We start from the raw sequence: 16,228 nt of genomic DNA on the forward strand, positions 1-16,228 counted from the left end.
AGGGGCTTCCCGCTGACGACCGACACCGCAACCGCGCCCGGATTGCTCGTACCGACGTCCCCGTCGCCGACTGCCACGCCCGCGGTCGATATCGCCGGGCTGGAACCGCTGCCCTCCAGGCGCCGCCACTGGTCCGCCATCGCCGGCACGGCGCTGACCATCGCGATGATCGTCGGGCTCGGGCGACAATTGCTCGGCTCCGGGCTGGCGGGGCTCGGCCGCTCGGTGCCGGTCGACCCCCGTTTCTATCTCTGTTTCGCGCTGCTCTACATGTCGCTGCCGATCGGCGACCATGTCATCTTCCGTCGGCTATGGGGCATTCCGCTCGGCGGCGGTCTGGCGGCGCTGATCAAGAAGCGGATCGCGAACGACGTCGTGCTCGGGTATCTGGGCGAGGCGTATTTCTACGCCTGGGCACGCGCGCGCGCGACGATGGTCGCGGCACCGTTCGGTGCGGTCAAGGACGTGTCGATCCTGTCCGCCATCGCCGGCAACGCGGTCACGCTGCTGATGATGGGCGTCGCGCTGCCGCTGGGTCATGCGCTGATGACCACGGGGCAGGTCCAGATGCTCAGCGGGTCGGCGGTGATCGTGTTCGCGATGTCGCTGCCCTTCCTGATCTTTTCGAAACGCGTCTTTTCGCTGTCGCGGCGCGTCCTGTGGTGGATCTTCGGCGTGCATTGCCTGCGCCTCGTCGCCGGGTCGATCCTGATCGCGTTCGCCTGGCATTTCGCGCTGCCCGAGGTGTCGATCGGCATGTGGTTGTTCCTCGCCGCCGGACGCCTGCTCGTCTCGCGGCTGCCGCTGGTGCCCAACAAGGACCTTCTTTTCGCCAACTTCGCGATCCTGTTGATCGGGCAGGGGGAGGCGCTGTCGCGGTTGATGGCGTTCACCGCAGCGCTAACATTGCTCGTGCATGTCGTCTTCATCGTGCTGTTCAGCCTGTACGGGCTGGCGAAGAGGAAATTCGGATGACGTTCGCGTTCATGAAGACTGCCGCCGGTCTGCTGACCCTGGCCATGGCGCTCGGCGTGGCGCCTGGGATGGCGGCACCGGTCGCTGCACAGGCCGAGGCGGAGCCGTGTCCGGCGAACGAAGGGCCCGCGATCCAGGCCAACATCGCCGGGCTGAAGGACCGGACCGGCATCGTGAAGCTGGAACTCTATCCCGACAATACGACCGATTTCCTGAAGGACGACCACGACCTGATCGCGCAGGGCAAGTTCTTTCGCCGCGTCCAGGTGAAGCCGCCGGCGACCGGCGAACTGGTGATGTGCATGAAGGTGCCCAGGCCCGGCCGCTACGCGTTGCTGTTCACGCATAATCGCGACGGCAAGAACAAGTTCAGCTTCTGGTCCGACGGTGCCGGATTTCCGAGCAACCGCAAACTCGGCCGGCAGCGACCGAGCGTGGACGAAGCGCTGGTCGAGGTCGGCAAGGGCGTGACGGTGACGAACATCCGCGTGCAATATCTGCGCGGGCTCGGCGGCTTCGCGCCCCTGAGCAACTGATCGGCGGGTAAGGACAGTCCGGCCTCGGCGGCCGTATTGGAACGGGTCGATATCGTCGTTGGTTTGCAACGCGAGTCGGAGTAGCAAGGCCAGCGATGCGGATTGTCGACGTCAATGAATTCTATGCGCCGGCCGGTGGCGGCGTCCGAACCTATATCGATCGCAAGATGTCGATCCTGTCCGAGATGGGGCATGAGCTGATCGTCGTCGCGCCCGGCCGAGCCGATGCGGTCGAGGAGCGTCCGGGTGGCGGGCGGATCCATTACGTCAAGGCCCCGGTGCTGCCGTTCGACGCCAATTACGGGCTGTTCTGGGACGCGGCACCGATTACGGGTCTGCTCGATGCGATCGATCCCGATGTCGTCGAATGCTGTTCCCCCTGGCGCCCCGCCTGGATCGTCGGCGACTGGCAGGGACGGGCGGTCAAGTCGTTCTTCATGCACAACGACAATGTCGCCGCCTATCCGCAACGCTGGTTCGAAAGCGTGGCGAGCCCGGGGCGGATCGAGGACGCGTTCGCCTGGTACAGCCGGTATATGGGCCGCTTCCTGGCGAAATACGACACCGTCCTGACCAACGGGCCGGCGTTGCAGAAGCGGCTCGGCGCGCGCGGGGTCAGGATCGACGCGGCGATGCCGCTGGGGATCGAGCGCCAGTATTTTTCCCCGGCGTTCCGCGATCCGGCGCTACGCCGCGCGTTGCTGGCGCAGTGCGATCTGCCCGAGGACTCGCTGCTGCTCCTCGGACTTGGGCGGCATCATCCCGAAAAGCGCTGGCCGATGGTGATCGATGCGGTCGAGCGTGCGGGCGCGCGCATTCCCGTCGGCATGGTGCAGATCGGCATTGGCGGCGACAGCAAGCGGATGGAGAAACGGATCGCCGGATCGCCGCACATCCGCCTGTTCCGCCCGGTTTATGACCGTGAGCGGCTGGCGCGGATCATGGCGAGCTGCGATGCGCTGATCCACGGATCGGAGGCAGAGCCGTTCGGGCTGGTCGCGTCGGAGGCGATGGCATCCGGACTGCCGCTGATCGTCCCCGATACCGGCGGTTGCGCCGAGGTCGCCGATCCGCGATCGAGCGAACGCTATACCGCGCGCAGTGCGGAGAGCTGCGCCGCGGCGATCACCCGGCTCTACGCGCGCGACCGGCCGATGCTTCGCCGCGCGGCCGAAGTCGCGGCAACGAAGGTCCGGTCGGACCGCGAACATGCCGCGGAACTGATCACCTATTACGAAGCGCTGGTCGCGGCAAAGCGTGCGTCGGCGCGCGTCGCCTAAGTCAGTTGACCGTCGGCCGATCCGTCAGCCGGTCCGCTTGTAGATCGCGATCCGCTCGCGCCCCATCGGCCGGATCGCCGACAGCCGGTAGTGGGGACGGATATCGCCCAGCAGCAGCGCGCGGATGTCCGGGCGTTCGCCGCGGAACGGCGGGCGCATCACGATAACCGCCGGCTGCCTCTCGAGAATGCGGCGTAGCTCGGCGGCCTGATCGATCCCGGTCGCGCCGCTTTCGCGCGCGCGGTTGATATGCGCGGGCACGACGTAGCGCGACACCCGGCACCGCCCCGTCACCGGATACAGCATCGTCGATCCCGAATAGACATAGAGGCACCCCGGCCCCGACCCCACCGCCCGGGCAAGCGCGCTCAGCTGTGCGCCGTCGCCGCGATTGGCGCGGTTGACCAGTACCGTGGCCTGCCCGCCGATCGCGACCAGCAGCAGCACCGCGATACCGATCCGCCGATGGCGGGCCTGCACGAAGAACCCCGCCGCGCAGGCCGTGCCCGGCACCAGGATCGGCAGGCCGTAATGATCGAACCACGGCGGAAACAGCGCGACGCCCATGATCGCGACGCACAGCCATATCGCCAGGAATTGCCGGACGCGCGCATTGCCGACCTCCGCCCCGCCGCGCCCGCCAGCCGCCATCGCCAACAGCGGCGACAGGATCAGCAGCAAAGTGCCGATGTTGCGCAACATCTCCGGCCCGGGATCGGGATTGCGGTGCAGGACCGACAGGAAATTGGCGTAGACGAACGCATCCGTCTGACCGAGTGCCGCATAGACCGCGAGCGCGGCGAGCGTCGGCGCGAGCGCGGCGACGATCAGCAGCCCGCCATACCCGACGACCGCGGCGATCGACCTGGTCGTGCGCCATTCCTGCCCCAGCAGCCAGAGCCCGAAGAACACGCCTTCGAACACGACCGAATATTTGATCTGCAGCGACACGCCGACGAGCAGCATCGCGGCGACCCCCATCGCCCGCCGCCGCGGTCGCGCTTCGGCGGGGATGATCAGCCACGCCGCAGCCACCATCGGCAGGTTGTAGAAGATCGGCGCCTGCCCGCCGACGCCGTTCAGCAGGTCCGGCCACAGGGCATAGGCGACCCCGCCGGGCACCGCGCCGCGCACCCACCCGGCCCGGATCGCGAGCTGCACGATCAGCCACGCGGTCGCGATCAGGCTGGCGAGCGCCATCGCCTGATACACCAGCACCGAACAGGGCAACGGCAGCGCACCCGCGGGCAGGTACAGCAGGAACAGCCCGATCGGCTTGCGGTCCCAGATGTCGACGAACGGCAGCGCGCCGTGTCCCATCGCGCTCGCCATGGTGAGGTAGAACTCCTCGTCGACATGGATCACCGGATCGCCGAAGCTCGCCGCGCGCGCCGCCAGCGCGACGAGGGCGAGCAGCGCGAGCGTGCGCCAATGGCGATCGACGGCGGGCAGCGTGGGTGGGCCGGGCATCAATCCCGGGCGGGGACGGCGGTCATGAAATAATCGAGTTGCGTCGATGTCCCGGTCACGAACCCGCGCGCGGGCGACAGGACCAGCCCGGTCGTGTCGATGACCCGCAATCCCGCCGCCGTCAGCAGCGCGGTCAGTTCGTCAGGCGTCAGGAACGCTTCCCAGTCATGCGTGCCCCTGGGGATGCGCCCGGTGCCTTCAGCAATCCCGATCAGCGCCAGCCTCGACAAAGGCGTCCGGTTGGGGGTCGACAGTATCAGCATCCCGCCGGGCGCGACCGCCCCCGCCAGCCCTGCCACGAACGCCGCGCGATCGATGACATGTTCGATGACTTCGAGACAGGTGACGAGATCGAACCGCGCGCCCTCCGTCGCTTCGATCCCGCCCGCGCGGTAGTCGATAGACAGCCCCCCCGACGCCGCATGGCCTTGCGCCACCGCGATATTCTCCGGTGCCGCGTCGATCCCCGTCACGCTCGCGCCAAGCCGCGCGAGCGGTTCGGCAAGCAGCCCCGCGCCGCAGCCGACATCCAGCGCGGTCCGGCCGGCGAGCGGCGCGAACCCCTGCGCATCGCCGCCCCAATGCGCGTCCACCGCCGCGCGGATATAGCCCAGCCGCGGCGGGTTCAGCTTGTGCAGCATCGCGGAGGACCCCGCCGGGTCCCACCAATCCTTCGCCAACCGCCCGAAATGCGCGGCCTGGTGCGGGGCGATCGTCGTGCTTGCGCTTGCCATGGCCGCTTCCTATCAGGATGGCCCCGCCCCCAACAAGGATTATGGCACGCAGCGATGGCACGGATCGTGATGAAGTTCGGGGGCACCTCGATGGCGGGGATCGAGCGGATCAGGATCGTCGCCGCCCGCGTGAAGCGCGAAGTCGACGCCGGCAACCAGGTCGCGGTCGTTGTCTCGGCGATGGCGGGGGAGACCGACCGGCTGGTCGGCTTCTGCCGCGAAGCCTCCGCGCGCTACGACGCGCGCGAATATGACGTCGTCGTATCGTCGGGCGAGCAGGTGACGAGCGGGCTGCTCGCCATCGCGCTCCAGGCAGCGGGCGTCCCCGCGCGAAGCTGGCTCGGCTGGCAATTGCCGATCGGGACCTCGGACGCGCATGCCTCGGCGCGGATCGAGGCGATCGACATGACCGCGCTGGATGCCTCGCTCGCGCAAGGGGTCGTCGCGGTGATCCCGGGCTTCCAGGGCATCGACGGCAGCGGCCGGGTGACGACGCTCGGCCGCGGCGGATCGGACACCTCGGCGGTCGCGGTGGCGGCGGCGATGAAGGCGGACCGGTGCGACATCTACACCGACGTCGATGGCGTCTATACGACCGATCCGCGCATCGTCCCCCGCGCGCGCAAATTGAGCCGCGTGACGTATGAGGAAATGCTCGAACTCGCGAGCGTGGGGGCCAAGGTGCTGCAGACGCGATCGGTCGGGCTCGCGATGAAGGAGGGGGTGCGCGTGCGCGTCCTGTCCAGCTTCGAGGACGCGCGCGACGATGACGGACACCGCGGCACGCTGATCGTGGGCGAAGAGGAGATCGACGACATGGAACGCCAGCTCATCACCGGCATCGCGCACGACAAGAACGAGGCGAAGATCACGTTGACCCAGGTCAGCGACCGCCCCGGATCGGTCGCCGCGATCTTCGCGCCGCTTGCCGGTGCAGGGATCAACGTCGACATGATCGTGCAGAACATCGCGCATTCGACCGGATCGACCGACGTGACCTTCACCGTCCCCGCAGTCGACCTGACGCGGACCATCGACGTGCTGGAGGGCGCGCGCGACAACATCGGCTATGCGAGCCTCGTCCCCGACACCCACGTCGCGAAGGTGTCGGTGGTGGGCGTCGGCATGCGCAGCCATGCGGGCGTCGCCGCGACGATGTTCACGACGCTGGGCGAGCGCGGCATCAACATCCAGGCGATCGCGACGAGCGAGATCAAGGTCAGCGTGCTGATCGAGGAGGATTATACCGAGCTTGCGGTGCGGGTGCTGCATACGGCGTACGGGCTGGATGCGGCGGAGTGAGGGGGCGGCCTCAGCGCTTCCCGTTCCGCTCGATCTGCTGCGCTATCTGCGCACGCTGCGCCGTCGGTCCCAGGGCGGGATCGGTATTGTAGAGTCCCTTCAGCACCGAAAGGTCCGTCGGCGTCAGGGATTGGGGACCTCGGACACCAGCATCGCGCGCTTTGAAAATCGACGTGATGGAGTCGGGTTCGTTCGCGTCGAGCCTGGGCCGAGCGAGCGTCACCAGCGCCAGATAATCGGCCAGCTGACCCCAGGTGATGTGATCGAGACGCTTGGTATCGACGATGACGAGCGACGCGGCCATGTTCTCGCGCACCTGACGGTGAATGCGCGACCCGCCATTATAGGCGATCGTCGCGCCGACCGATTCGTCGTCCGCATCCCCGGAGAGACGGTTGCCGTCGGCACTTCCGGTTCGAGAGGCATCGATCCAGCGCACCGGCCTTGGCGCTTCAATTTCGGTAAGCGCGGACCCGTGATGGATGCCATATTTCGGGTCGGACAATAATCCGGGATGTTGTTCCACGAACGCTCGCGCCAGGGCGTCGGCATCGGCGCTCGCGATGATGACGATGGTGGGCGTGCATGGGCGCGACGCGACGGAAACGCCGATGCTGCGTGCAACTGTGCCGATCCGGTCCTCGATCAGCCCCGCATGGGTGTCGTCCAGATCGAGCACGCGCGGGCAGATCGTGCCGTTCCAGCGTGCGACCTGCGCGCCGTGCGGCGCGCTAGTCATCATCGCGACCAGTCGCGCGATCGCGGCATCGGTGCGGTGCTGGACCACGATATCGGCATCACGCGTTGGCGTGGCGGGGGACGGTTGCTGACCATATGCGGCCGTTGCGATTGTCAGGGCCGCCATCGCACATAGGGTTGTCGCTCTCATAGTCAGAACCTTTCGTTCGCGCGGTGGCTTGCCGTCTTTGGGTCACTACCAACATAGTTGATCCGTCGGGAGACTGGAGGCACGGCCCACTTGCCTGGTACTTTCGTGTCTTCCGCAAGTTTGGACGACGTCAGATCGATTGCCGCCAATCGCCGGATAAATCAACGACGGGGACGTTTGAAATCGTCCACGTCCCCATATTAGTTTGGCGAATACGAGCAGCCCCCGTTCTGTTGACAGTAATAGGTGCCATTGCCGATTGGAGTTGTGCCATTGCCACCGTTTCCGCCTCCACCTGCAGAACCATTCGTTACATAACACTGGTTCTGCACCTTTGATATGCGGCACTTGTTGGGTCGCAACCGAAGTTAACGTTACACCGATCGATGCAATATTCATAGGGTGTTTCATCATTTTGAGCGAAGGCAGGTGCAGCTGGGATGCCAAGGACAACCGAAAAACCAGTAATGAAGGAGCATCCGACGACGAATGATTGGTATTTGCATAAATAACCCCTCTGTTTCTCGCCGAGGCGGACGAGTCCAAAAAGGCTAGAACGCCTGTTCAATTTTGATGAACGCAACAACGTCGACTTTGATAGCTATTTTAAGTTTGCTGCAGCGATCGTGCCAATGCTGCCGTGTAGGCTTCCGCTTCGCCGCGACGCTCGGCGGCAAGCCCGCGCCCGTGACCTGAGCCCGATCGCCGGTGACGTACCCGACCCGCTTGCTCCATCGTCCCGTGGCGGAGTAGGCCTGCACGATGACCGACACCCTCTCCCGATCGCCCGCCTCCACCCTCCCTTCGCCGGGCACCGACCGCCTGACCGCCCGCATGGCGCGCGGCACCGCGTTCCTCGGCTCGGAGGTCGCGATCCTGTGCGGGGCGATGTCGTGGGTCAGCGAGCGCAACCTGGTCGCGGCGATGTCGAATGCGGGCGGGTTCGGGGTGATCGCGTGCGGCGCGATGACGCCCGCATTGCTCGATACCGAGATCGCGGCGACCAAGGCGCTGACGGACAAGCCGTTCGGGGTGAACCTCATCACGATGCATCCCGGTCTGTTCGACCTGATCGCGGTGTGCGCTAAGCACCGGGTCGGCCATGTCGTCCTCGCCGGTGGCCTGCCGCCCAAGGGCAGCATCGAGGCGATCAAGGAGACGGGCGCGAAACTCATCGCCTTCACCCCAGCATTGGCGCTGGCGAAGAAGCTGATCCGCTCGGGTGTCGACGCGCTGATCATCGAGGGGATGGAGGCGGGGGGGCATATCGGCCCGGTCTCGACCAGCGTGCTCGCGCAGGAGATGCTGCCCGAGATCGCCGACCAGGTGCCGGTGTTCGTCGCCGGCGGGATCGGCCGCGGCGAGGCGATCGCGGGGTATCTCGACATGGGCGCGGCGGGGGTGCAGCTCGGCACGCGCTTCGTCTGCGCGACCGAATCGATCGCGCATCCCAATTTCAAGCGCGCGTTCATCCGTGCCTCCGCGCGCGATGCGGTGGCGAGCGTGCAGATCGATCCGCGGCTGCCCGTCATCCCGGTCCGCGCGCTGAAGAACGCGTCGAGCGACCTGTTCACCGCCAAGCAGCGTAGCGTCGCGCAAGGCCTGGACGAGGGCAAGGTCGCGATGCTGGAGGCGCAGCTGGAGATCGAGCATTACTGGGCCGGCGCGCTGCGCCGCGCGGTGATCGACGGCGATGTCGAGAATGGCAGCCTGATGGCGGGTCAGTCGGTCGGGATGGTGACGAAGGAAGAACCGCTCGCCGCCATTATCGCGGCGTTGATGGCACAGGCGAGCGCAGCGTTCGAGAAGCGGGCGGGCTGACACACGCCGCGTCCACCCCATCCTCCGCCGGCGGCGGCCGGGGCCCAACAGGGAGATCGCGACGCGATGCGGTTTCATCGCTTTCGTTCGGCAAATGGGCCCCGGCCTGCGCCGGGGAGGCATAGGGGCCGGCATCGTCGCATTGCGGTTACCGCAGCCTTATCGCTCCTTCTCAACCCCTTGTTGATCCGGACGGGCGACATTTCCCCCGGGGTAGCAAGGGGATTGAATCATGCGGATTATGGTGGTCGCGGCATTGATGGTCGCGGGTCTGACGGTGACGGCACAGGCGCAGGACTTCGCCGCCGCGGCGCGGCCAGCGGCGAACCCCGTGGCTTCCGACGACGCGCCGCCCGCCCTGCCCCTCGGCATGGCGGCAAGCTTTGCAGCGCCGCCCCACGACGCGACGGGCGCATACCGGACGCTCAACCGCGACTTGTCGCCCGAAGAAGTGACCTGGCATGTGCGAGTCGCGTTAAACGTCGCCGCGCTCGGATGCCGGCAGCAGGCGGGGGAGAATGTCGCGGCGTATAACGCGCTGCTTAACGCCGACAGGGTGGCGCTCGCCGCCGCACAGGATGGGGTCGGTGCCCGCTTCAAGGCGCGGTTCGGTGCCGACTGGCAGGCGGCGAACGACGAGGCGATGACGAGGCTATACAATTTCTGGGCACAACCATCCGCACAAGGCGGCTTTTGCCGCGAGGCAAACGCGGTGCTTCATGAGGCGCAAACCGTTGAACCCGACGATTTTCCTGCCTTCGCTGCGGCGGTCCTGCCCCGGCTGGAGGCACCGTTCCTCGCCGCCTTCGCGACAATCGACGAATATCATGCTCGGATGATGCGGTGGAACGACACGCACGGGCCGCGTGCGGTGATCGCGACCGTTGCCGCGGTTACCACGGAAGGCGCACTCGGACCGCGGATCGGAACCGAGGGACCGTGAATGCCGCGAAGGCTAGCGCGCCATCCGCCGCAACCGCACGTAATTGACCGCGAACAGCGCGGCGAGCGCGACATCGATCAGCGCGAAGGGGATCGGCATCGCGGACACGCCCTTCGCCGCCAGCCAGAACACCGGCAGCGCGAAGCTGAGCTTCGAGGCGATGCCGATCGGAATAACGGGGGCATACCGCCGCGGATCGCCGGCGATCAGCAGATAGGCGAGCTGGGTCGCCGCCGCCGCGCCCGCGAACCACCATGCCGCGAGCGTCGCCGCCGACAGCGGCTGCCGGATATAGACCGCCAGCGTCGCCACCAGCCCGTAGATCCCGGCAAGCGCGAAGCTCGCTCTCGCAAAACGCATGGTTCCTCCTCTGCTTTACGCGGTCTTAACCGAAACGCGTGCAGATGTCCCGTCATGCCGGGGGGCGGAAGGATCGTCGAGTGATGGCCAGCGTACGTGTCCTGTCCACAAGCGTTTTCGCCGGGATCCTGTCCGCCGCTTTGACCGCCTGCGCCGGGCATCCGCCGATCGTCGCGGTCGCGCCCGTCCCCGCACCCGTTGTCATCGCCGCGGCACCGGCCTTGCCGCCCGGGGTGTCGCCGACGATGACGGTCCCGCTGATGCTGCCCGACGGCAGCTACCAGACGCCCAATCGGGGGCTCAGTCCCGACGCCACCTTGTGGCATTTCCGGGTCGCGCTGAACGTCGCCGCGCTAGCCTGTCGGGGTGCGCAGGGCGATGCGATCGTGGCGTCGTACAACGCGATGCTGGCTCGCCGGCGCACGACGCTGTCCGCTGCGGAGACGCGCTTCGCCGCGGAATGGCGGCACGGCGGCGGCGATTGGCGCGACCGGTACGACGATGCGATGACCCGGCTGTACAATTATTTCTCTCTGTCGCCGGCGCGCACCGCCTTCTGCACCGCCGCGGCGGAGGTGCTGACGGATGCGGCGACGGTGCCCGACGATGCTCTGCCGGGCTTCGCCGCTGCCCAACTGCCAGCGCTCGACCGACCCTTCACCGATGTCTACCGCGCGTTCGATGCGTGGCGCGGCGTGAACCGTCCCGCGCCGCTCCGCGCGCAACCGCAGACCGTCGCCGCGATCGCCGTCGCGCCGCATATCACATTGGCAACGGCGCATCCGCGGCTGGAACTCGACCCGAGCGTATTTCAGTGATCCGGATCGACGAGCCGGCGTAGCGCGTCGCCGGTGAGCCGCTGCACCGTCCATTCGTCCATGCCGACCGCGCCGATCGACTGGTAGAATCCGATCGCTTCCATGTTCCAGTCGAGCACCGACCATTCGAGGCGCGCGCAGTCCCGGTCCACCGCGATCCGCGCGAGATGCGTAAGCAGCGCCTTGCCGACGCCGCCCCCGCGCGCTGCTGGCGTGACGTACAGATCCTCCAGATACAGCCCGCGCCGCCCCGTCCAGGTCGAGAAATTATGGAAGTACAGCGCGAAGCCGATCGCCGCGCCGTCGTCTTGCGCGATGATCGCCTCCGCTGCCGGGGACACCCCGAACAGCGCCTCCGCCAGCATTGCCTCGGTCGTATGCACCGCGCCGGGCTCGCGTTCGAACGCGGCGAGATCGCGGATGAATGACAGGATCACCGGCACATCCGCCACGGTCGCTGCACGGATCATGCGCCAGCCTCGCTCATCGGCACCGGCATGGCGCGGCGCACCGCGACGATGCAACCGCCGACGATCAGCGCCGCGCCCGCCAGCGTGAAGGGCGAAACGCGCTCGCCGAAGACTGCGAAGCCGAGGATCGCGGACCAGACGAACGCGGTATATTCGACCGGCGCCAGCACCTGCGCCTCGGCCCGGCCATAGGCCCAGGCCAGGCACACCGACGACACCGTCCCGAGCACCGCCGCCACGCCGATCGCGGAAAGTTGTGCCGCGGCCGGCCAGCCCGAGAACCAGGGCGCGCCGGCGAGCAACACGGTGCCGATGACGAGACTGGTGAACAACGTCACCTCCAGCGGGTCCGCCGCCTGCGCCTGGCGGCGCAGCAGGATCAGGCTGCCGGCGTAGAGGACGGACGCGACGACGATCGCGACCGTCCCCGCCAGGCTGTCCGCGGAAGCCTCCGCCCGCATCTCGCCCGCGGCGATGACCAGGACGCCGACGACCGCGACCAGCGACCCGGCGATCGCCGCGCGGCGGATCGTCTCGCCGAGGAACGCGGCGGCGAGGTACAGCGCGATCAGCGGCGCGAGGAACGTGAGCGCGACCGATTTCGCCATCGGCACGCGCTCGAGCCCCCAGAAGAACAACAGGATACTCGCCCCCGCCGCCAGCCCGCGTGCGATATGGAGGTTCAGCGCGTCGCGTCCGGGCCACGGCCGACGGCGCGCGAGGAATACCGATCCGGTGATCGCCACCCCCGCGACCGACCGCCACAGCACCGCGCTGTACGCGCCGCTGTCGATCGACAGCCGCTTCATGATGGCATCCATGCAGGAATAGATCGCGATCCCGCCGGCCGCGACCATGAACGCGGTCGCGGGGGCGGTTTTGGGATGGGTCATCGGATGAGGCGGATGTCGAGTCCGAGCTTACCATCGAGAGAGCCCATCCGGCGATCCGCTGTGTAGATCGTACCACTGCGAAGCCTTGCCAACGCCAAGCACATTCGATCGCCCAGCGAAGATCCCGTTGCGCGTGTCGGCTCGCGCAATCGCGCCGCCTCGGCGGCCTGCGCCAGATCGCAGTCGACGATCCGCATTTCATAGTCGGCGATCATCGCCAAGACCGCCTCCGCGGTTGCGCCGCGTTCCACGCCGCGCGCGCAGCATTCCGAAATGTTGACGGTGGAAATCGTCGCTCCGCGAATGATGCCGGATACGATATCCGCTCCGCGTTCATCTAGGAGCAGCGCCATCAGCGCGGCCGCGTCGATGACAACCGTCACACCTCGCCCCAATCGGCACGATTTTCTGCAAGGAATTGATCGACCGTATAGTCTGCGCCAAACATTTCGCGCGCCTTTCGCTGGCTATCGCGAATTGCCTGGTCGAAGGTCCTGACTAACAGGCCGCCGGCATCGTCGCGCGTCAAGACCAACGAATCGCCGTCCTTTATTCCGAATTCGTGACGCAATTCCGAAGGGATGACAATCTTCCCGCCGGCGATCACCTTGGCATGATAGGTCATATCGGTCCTCCTGGGACCTAGACCATGGCACAGGACCTATTCAGCCGCCACCGGTACCGCCGCCAGCAACACCGCATCCGCCGCGTCGATCTCCGCCGCCTTGGCCTCGACCAGCCCGACGATATGCTCGATCATCCCCGAATCCTGCACGTGATGGTCGGTCACCCCCGACAGATACACCATGTGCTTGCCGTTGCCGCCGCCGGTGATGCCGATATCGGTCTCGCGCGCTTCGCCGGGGCCGTTGACGACGCAGCCGAGCACCGACAGCGACATCGGCGTGCGGATATGCTGGAGCCGTTCTTCCAGCGCCTGCACGGTGCGGATGACGTCGAAGCCCTGGCGCGCGCAGGACGGGCACGACACGACGCGCACGCCGCGGTTGCGGATGCCGAGTGCCTTCAGGATCTCGAACCCGACGCGCACTTCCTCCTCGGGCTCGGCGGACAGCGATACGCGGATCGTGTCGCCGATGCCGTACCACAGCAGCGATCCCATCCCGATCGCGGACTTCACCGTGCCGCCGACGAACCCGCCTGCCTCGGTAATGCCCAGATGCAGCGGGCAATCGACCTGTTCGGCCAATTGCTGATAGGCGGCGACCGCCAGGAACAGGTCGGACGCCTTCACCGCCACCTTGAATTCGTGGAAGTCGTGGTCCTGCAGCAGCTTGATGTGATCGAGCGCGCTCTCGACCAGCGCGTCGGGGCACGGCTCGCCATATTTCTCCAGCAGGTCCTTCTCCAGGCTGCCGCCATTCACCCCTATCCGGATCGCGCAGCCATTGGCCTTGGCCGCGTCCACCACTTCCTTCACGCGCGCGGCCGAACCGATATTGCCCGGGTTGATCCGCAGGCACGCCGCGCCCGCATCGGCGGCTTCCAGCGCGCGCTTATAATGGAAATGGATGTCCGCGATGATCGGCACGCGGCTGGCGCGGACGATCTGCTTCAGCGCCGCGGTCGATTCGACATCGGGGCAGGACACGCGGATCAGGTCGGCGCCCGCCTCCTCGCAGCGACGGATCTGCTCGATCGTCGCCTTCGGATCGCTGGTCGGCGTGTTCGTCATCGTCTGCACGGTGACGGGCGCGTCGCCGCCGACGGGGACGTTGCCGACCATGATCTGGCGGCTCTTGCGGCGGACGATGTCGCGCCAGGGACGAATGGACATGGGCAGGCTTATACCGCGTTGCGGCGTGGACCGGAAGCCCATGGCGACGGTCCCCCGATCTGGCTAAGGCGCGGCGATGACCGACCCGAACTGGACGATCGCGGTGCATGGCGGCGCAGGCCGCCTGACACGCCAGACGCTGACCCCCGAACAGGATGCGGGGGCGCGGGCAGGGCTGACGGCGGCGATCGCGGCGGGGTCGGGGATCCTCGTGAACGGCGGCTCGGCCCTCGATGCGGTCGAGGCAGCGGTGCGCGTGCTGGAGGACGATCCGCACTTCAACGCCGGGCGTGGCGCGGTACTGACGCATGCGGGCGCCATCGAACTCGACGCCGCGATCATGGACGGCGCGACCCGCGCGGCGGGCGCGGTGACCGGGGTCACGGCGACGCGCAGCCCGGTTGCGCTGGCACGCGCGGTGATGGCGGACGGGCGGCATGTGTTCCTGGCGGGCGTGGCGGCGGATGTGTTCGCCGACGACCAGGGGCTGGAGCGCGCGACCCCCGGCTGGTTCGAAACCGACGAGCGTCGCCGACAGCATGCCGAACTGATCGCGAGCGGCGGCGACGGGTTCGATGTCGACATGAAATACGGCACCGTCGGCGCGGTCGCGCGCGATGCGGCCGGGCATCTGGCGGCGGCGACCTCGACCGGCGGCGTGACCGGCAAGCGCTGGGGCCGGATCGGCGATTCGCCCGTGATCGGCGCGGGGACATGGGCCGACGACCGTTCCGTCGCGGTGTCGTGCACCGGCTCGGGCGAATATTTCCTGCGCGTGGGCGTCGGGCACGAGATCGATGGGCGGGTGCGGCTGGCGGGGGCGACACTGCCGGCGGCGACCGATGCGGTGCTGGCGGAGGTCGAGGCGCTGGGCGGGACCGGCGGCGCGATCGTCGTCGGGCGCGAGGGGCCGGCGCACTGGGCGTTCACGACGCCGGGGATGAGCCGCGGGATGCTGTCGGCCGGTGGGGCGGCGGTGGTGGCGATTTATGGGGATGAGGGTGGGTAAGAGCGGGTGCGACGATTGGCGAAAATCGTCGAAATTGGAAGGGCGGCTTTGAGAATAGCAAATGCAATAAGCGGCCCTTCGTTCAAAGCCTCTGGACGAGACCCTTGCTGAGGAAGCCTAAGCCGTTAAATTCGCTCGAAGGGAGAGCGGAATGTCGAGCTATGATTTAATACCCGAGGAAGTGTACGAAAATCTGCCTGAGGAAGCTGCCGACAAATTCGTTGTCCTTGTACGTACCGCCCAAGCCAATTTGCAGCGGATGATGGACGATTCCAATTCAAGCGATTTTGCCGGTGAATTGCGAAGCCAGTTTATGGCGATTATCCAAGGGACTGCTGATGCTCTGGGCATCGAAGGGCTCGCGACAGAGACACCTTCTATGGACTATAGTGACTACAATCGGTTCCAGATTATTGTGACAGGCATAGTCGCCAAGGTTCGGCTGCTAGGTAGTGCGCTTTCAATGCCAGACTCGGTTGAGCTGGGGCGGGTCACGAAAGCGAAAATCCATCAAGAGGTAGATCAGCTTCGAACATACATTGCCGCGTTGGATGTGACTGACGCGAAGAAGCAGGCGATGAACGATAAGCTTGACGATCTGCTGCACGAACTCAGCAAGCGACGGCTCAGTTTTGCTCGCGTGATGGCTGTTGCTGCATCGATCATGGGAGTGGTCGGGGGGTCGGCCGGCGCTATTGCTGCGGCGCCAAAAATCCCGTCCGGCATTTCTTTTATTATATCGTTGATCGGCCAGGATAAGGAAATTGAAGATCGAGAGAAGGCTCGTCTCTCACCCCCTCAACTGAAACTCGAACAGACCCCGACGTCAGTGGGAGGGGGCGGGTTTGCAGATGATTTGGATGATGACGTGCCATTCTAGAGTCGTTTCCATTTAGGTTGAAGCATATCCTGAGTTCCTCAGATAGTTGG

At 66.6% G+C, this 16,228-nt stretch carries 18 protein-coding genes; 9 read left to right on the plus strand and 9 right to left on the minus strand.

Translation table 11 applies throughout. The features are described from left to right. Window positions 1–42 precede the first annotated feature (42 nt). The 3 genes from ACFE7D_RS03430 to ACFE7D_RS03440 all read left to right on the plus strand — a co-directional run bounded on the left by ACFE7D_RS03430 (window position 43) and on the right by ACFE7D_RS03440 (window position 2,791). Window positions 43–975: a hypothetical protein gene (locus ACFE7D_RS03430; protein WP_375394026.1), complete on the plus strand. Its 933-nt coding sequence runs from the start codon at window positions 43–45 to the stop codon at window positions 973–975. Beyond that, the gene (locus ACFE7D_RS03435; protein ID WP_375394027.1) at window positions 972–1,511 is read left to right on the plus strand and encodes a DUF2141 domain-containing protein; all 540 of its coding nucleotides are present in this window, start codon (window positions 972–974) and stop codon (window positions 1,509–1,511) included. The genes ACFE7D_RS03430 and ACFE7D_RS03435 overlap by 4 nt, the downstream gene beginning before the upstream one ends. 95 nt (window positions 1,512–1,606) lie before the next feature. Beyond that, complete coding sequence (locus tag ACFE7D_RS03440; RefSeq protein WP_375394028.1) at window positions 1,607–2,791, plus strand: glycosyltransferase; 1,185 nt, start codon at window positions 1,607–1,609, stop codon at window positions 2,789–2,791. 24 nt (window positions 2,792–2,815) lie between these two features. Here the strand turns inward: ACFE7D_RS03440 and ACFE7D_RS03445 are convergent, their stop codons facing one another. Both ACFE7D_RS03445 and ubiG read right to left on the minus strand, forming a co-directional pair. Next, the gene (locus ACFE7D_RS03445) at window positions 2,816–4,261 is read right to left on the minus strand and encodes a hypothetical protein (RefSeq protein ID WP_375394029.1); all 1,446 of its coding nucleotides are present in this window, start codon (window positions 4,259–4,261) and stop codon (window positions 2,816–2,818) included. Beyond that, window positions 4,261–4,995 (minus strand): bifunctional 2-polyprenyl-6-hydroxyphenol methylase/3-demethylubiquinol 3-O-methyltransferase UbiG, encoded by a 735-nt coding sequence (gene ubiG, locus ACFE7D_RS03450; RefSeq protein ID WP_375394030.1) that lies wholly within the window; start codon window positions 4,993–4,995, stop codon window positions 4,261–4,263. Before ubiG ends, ACFE7D_RS03445 begins: the two co-directional genes overlap by 1 nt. A 54-nt stretch (window positions 4,996–5,049) precedes the next feature. Here ubiG and ACFE7D_RS03455 point away from each other — a divergent pair, with 54 nt between their 5' ends. Next, on the plus strand, window positions 5,050–6,297 hold the full coding sequence (locus tag ACFE7D_RS03455; protein WP_375394031.1) for an aspartate kinase: 1,248 nt from the start codon (window positions 5,050–5,052) through the stop codon (window positions 6,295–6,297). Between the two features lie 10 nt (window positions 6,298–6,307). Here ACFE7D_RS03455 and ACFE7D_RS03460 read toward each other — a convergent pair whose 3' ends face one another. Continuing rightward, complete coding sequence (locus ACFE7D_RS03460) at window positions 6,308–7,162, minus strand: hypothetical protein (RefSeq protein WP_375394032.1); 855 nt, start codon at window positions 7,160–7,162, stop codon at window positions 6,308–6,310. 858 nt (window positions 7,163–8,020) lie between these two features. Between ACFE7D_RS03460 and ACFE7D_RS03465 the strand changes: the two genes are divergently transcribed. Both ACFE7D_RS03465 and ACFE7D_RS03470 read left to right on the plus strand, forming a co-directional pair. Next, window positions 8,021–9,007: an NAD(P)H-dependent flavin oxidoreductase gene (locus tag ACFE7D_RS03465; protein ID WP_375394048.1), complete on the plus strand. Its 987-nt coding sequence runs from the start codon at window positions 8,021–8,023 to the stop codon at window positions 9,005–9,007. Window positions 9,008–9,239: 232 nt separating this feature from the next. After that, complete coding sequence (locus ACFE7D_RS03470; RefSeq protein ID WP_375394033.1) at window positions 9,240–9,950, plus strand: hypothetical protein; 711 nt, start codon at window positions 9,240–9,242, stop codon at window positions 9,948–9,950. A gap of 12 nt (window positions 9,951–9,962) precedes the next feature. Here the strand turns inward: ACFE7D_RS03470 and ACFE7D_RS03475 are convergent, their stop codons facing one another. Further along, window positions 9,963–10,310, minus strand: coding sequence for a hypothetical protein (locus ACFE7D_RS03475; RefSeq protein WP_375394034.1), 348 nt, complete (start codon window positions 10,308–10,310; stop codon window positions 9,963–9,965). A gap of 83 nt (window positions 10,311–10,393) precedes the next feature. On the opposite strand from ACFE7D_RS03475, the gene ACFE7D_RS03480 reads away from it, so the two are divergent. Continuing rightward, window positions 10,394–11,128: a hypothetical protein gene (locus tag ACFE7D_RS03480; RefSeq protein WP_375394035.1), complete on the plus strand. Its 735-nt coding sequence runs from the start codon at window positions 10,394–10,396 to the stop codon at window positions 11,126–11,128. Here the strand turns inward: ACFE7D_RS03480 and ACFE7D_RS03485 are convergent. Genes ACFE7D_RS03485 through ispG form a run of 5 tightly spaced genes read right to left on the minus strand, consistent with a single transcriptional unit; the run spans window position 11,122 to window position 14,289 of the window. Continuing rightward, window positions 11,122–11,598, minus strand: a complete 477-nt coding sequence (locus ACFE7D_RS03485) for a GNAT family N-acetyltransferase (RefSeq protein WP_375394036.1) — start codon at window positions 11,596–11,598, stop codon at window positions 11,122–11,124. The genes ACFE7D_RS03480 and ACFE7D_RS03485 overlap by 7 nt on opposite strands. Next, a complete protein-coding gene (locus tag ACFE7D_RS03490) occupies window positions 11,595–12,491 on the minus strand; it encodes a DMT family transporter (protein ID WP_375394037.1) in 897 nt (298 codons plus the stop codon). The genes ACFE7D_RS03485 and ACFE7D_RS03490 overlap by 4 nt, the downstream gene beginning before the upstream one ends. Then, window positions 12,488–12,874: a type II toxin-antitoxin system VapC family toxin gene (locus tag ACFE7D_RS03495; protein ID WP_375394038.1), complete on the minus strand. Its 387-nt coding sequence runs from the start codon at window positions 12,872–12,874 to the stop codon at window positions 12,488–12,490. The genes ACFE7D_RS03490 and ACFE7D_RS03495 overlap by 4 nt, the downstream gene beginning before the upstream one ends. Further along, complete coding sequence (locus ACFE7D_RS03500) at window positions 12,871–13,116, minus strand: AbrB/MazE/SpoVT family DNA-binding domain-containing protein (RefSeq protein ID WP_375394039.1); 246 nt, start codon at window positions 13,114–13,116, stop codon at window positions 12,871–12,873. The genes ACFE7D_RS03495 and ACFE7D_RS03500 overlap by 4 nt, the downstream gene beginning before the upstream one ends. Window positions 13,117–13,152: 36 nt before the next feature. Further along, complete coding sequence (gene ispG, locus ACFE7D_RS03505) at window positions 13,153–14,289, minus strand: flavodoxin-dependent (E)-4-hydroxy-3-methylbut-2-enyl-diphosphate synthase (RefSeq protein ID WP_375394040.1); 1,137 nt, start codon at window positions 14,287–14,289, stop codon at window positions 13,153–13,155. 76 nt (window positions 14,290–14,365) lie between these two features. Between ispG and ACFE7D_RS03510 the strand changes: the two genes are divergently transcribed. Then, on the plus strand, window positions 14,366–15,298 hold the full coding sequence (locus ACFE7D_RS03510; protein WP_375394041.1) for an isoaspartyl peptidase/L-asparaginase family protein: 933 nt from the start codon (window positions 14,366–14,368) through the stop codon (window positions 15,296–15,298). A 151-nt stretch (window positions 15,299–15,449) separates the two neighbouring features. Further along, a complete protein-coding gene (locus tag ACFE7D_RS03515; protein WP_375394042.1) occupies window positions 15,450–16,178 on the plus strand; it encodes a hypothetical protein in 729 nt (242 codons plus the stop codon). The last annotated feature ends 50 nt before the right edge of the window (window positions 16,179–16,228 follow it).

It is taken from the genome of uncultured Sphingomonas sp. (genome assembly GCF_964244235.1).
Classification (GTDB): Bacteria; Pseudomonadota; Alphaproteobacteria; order Sphingomonadales; family Sphingomonadaceae; genus Sphingomonas.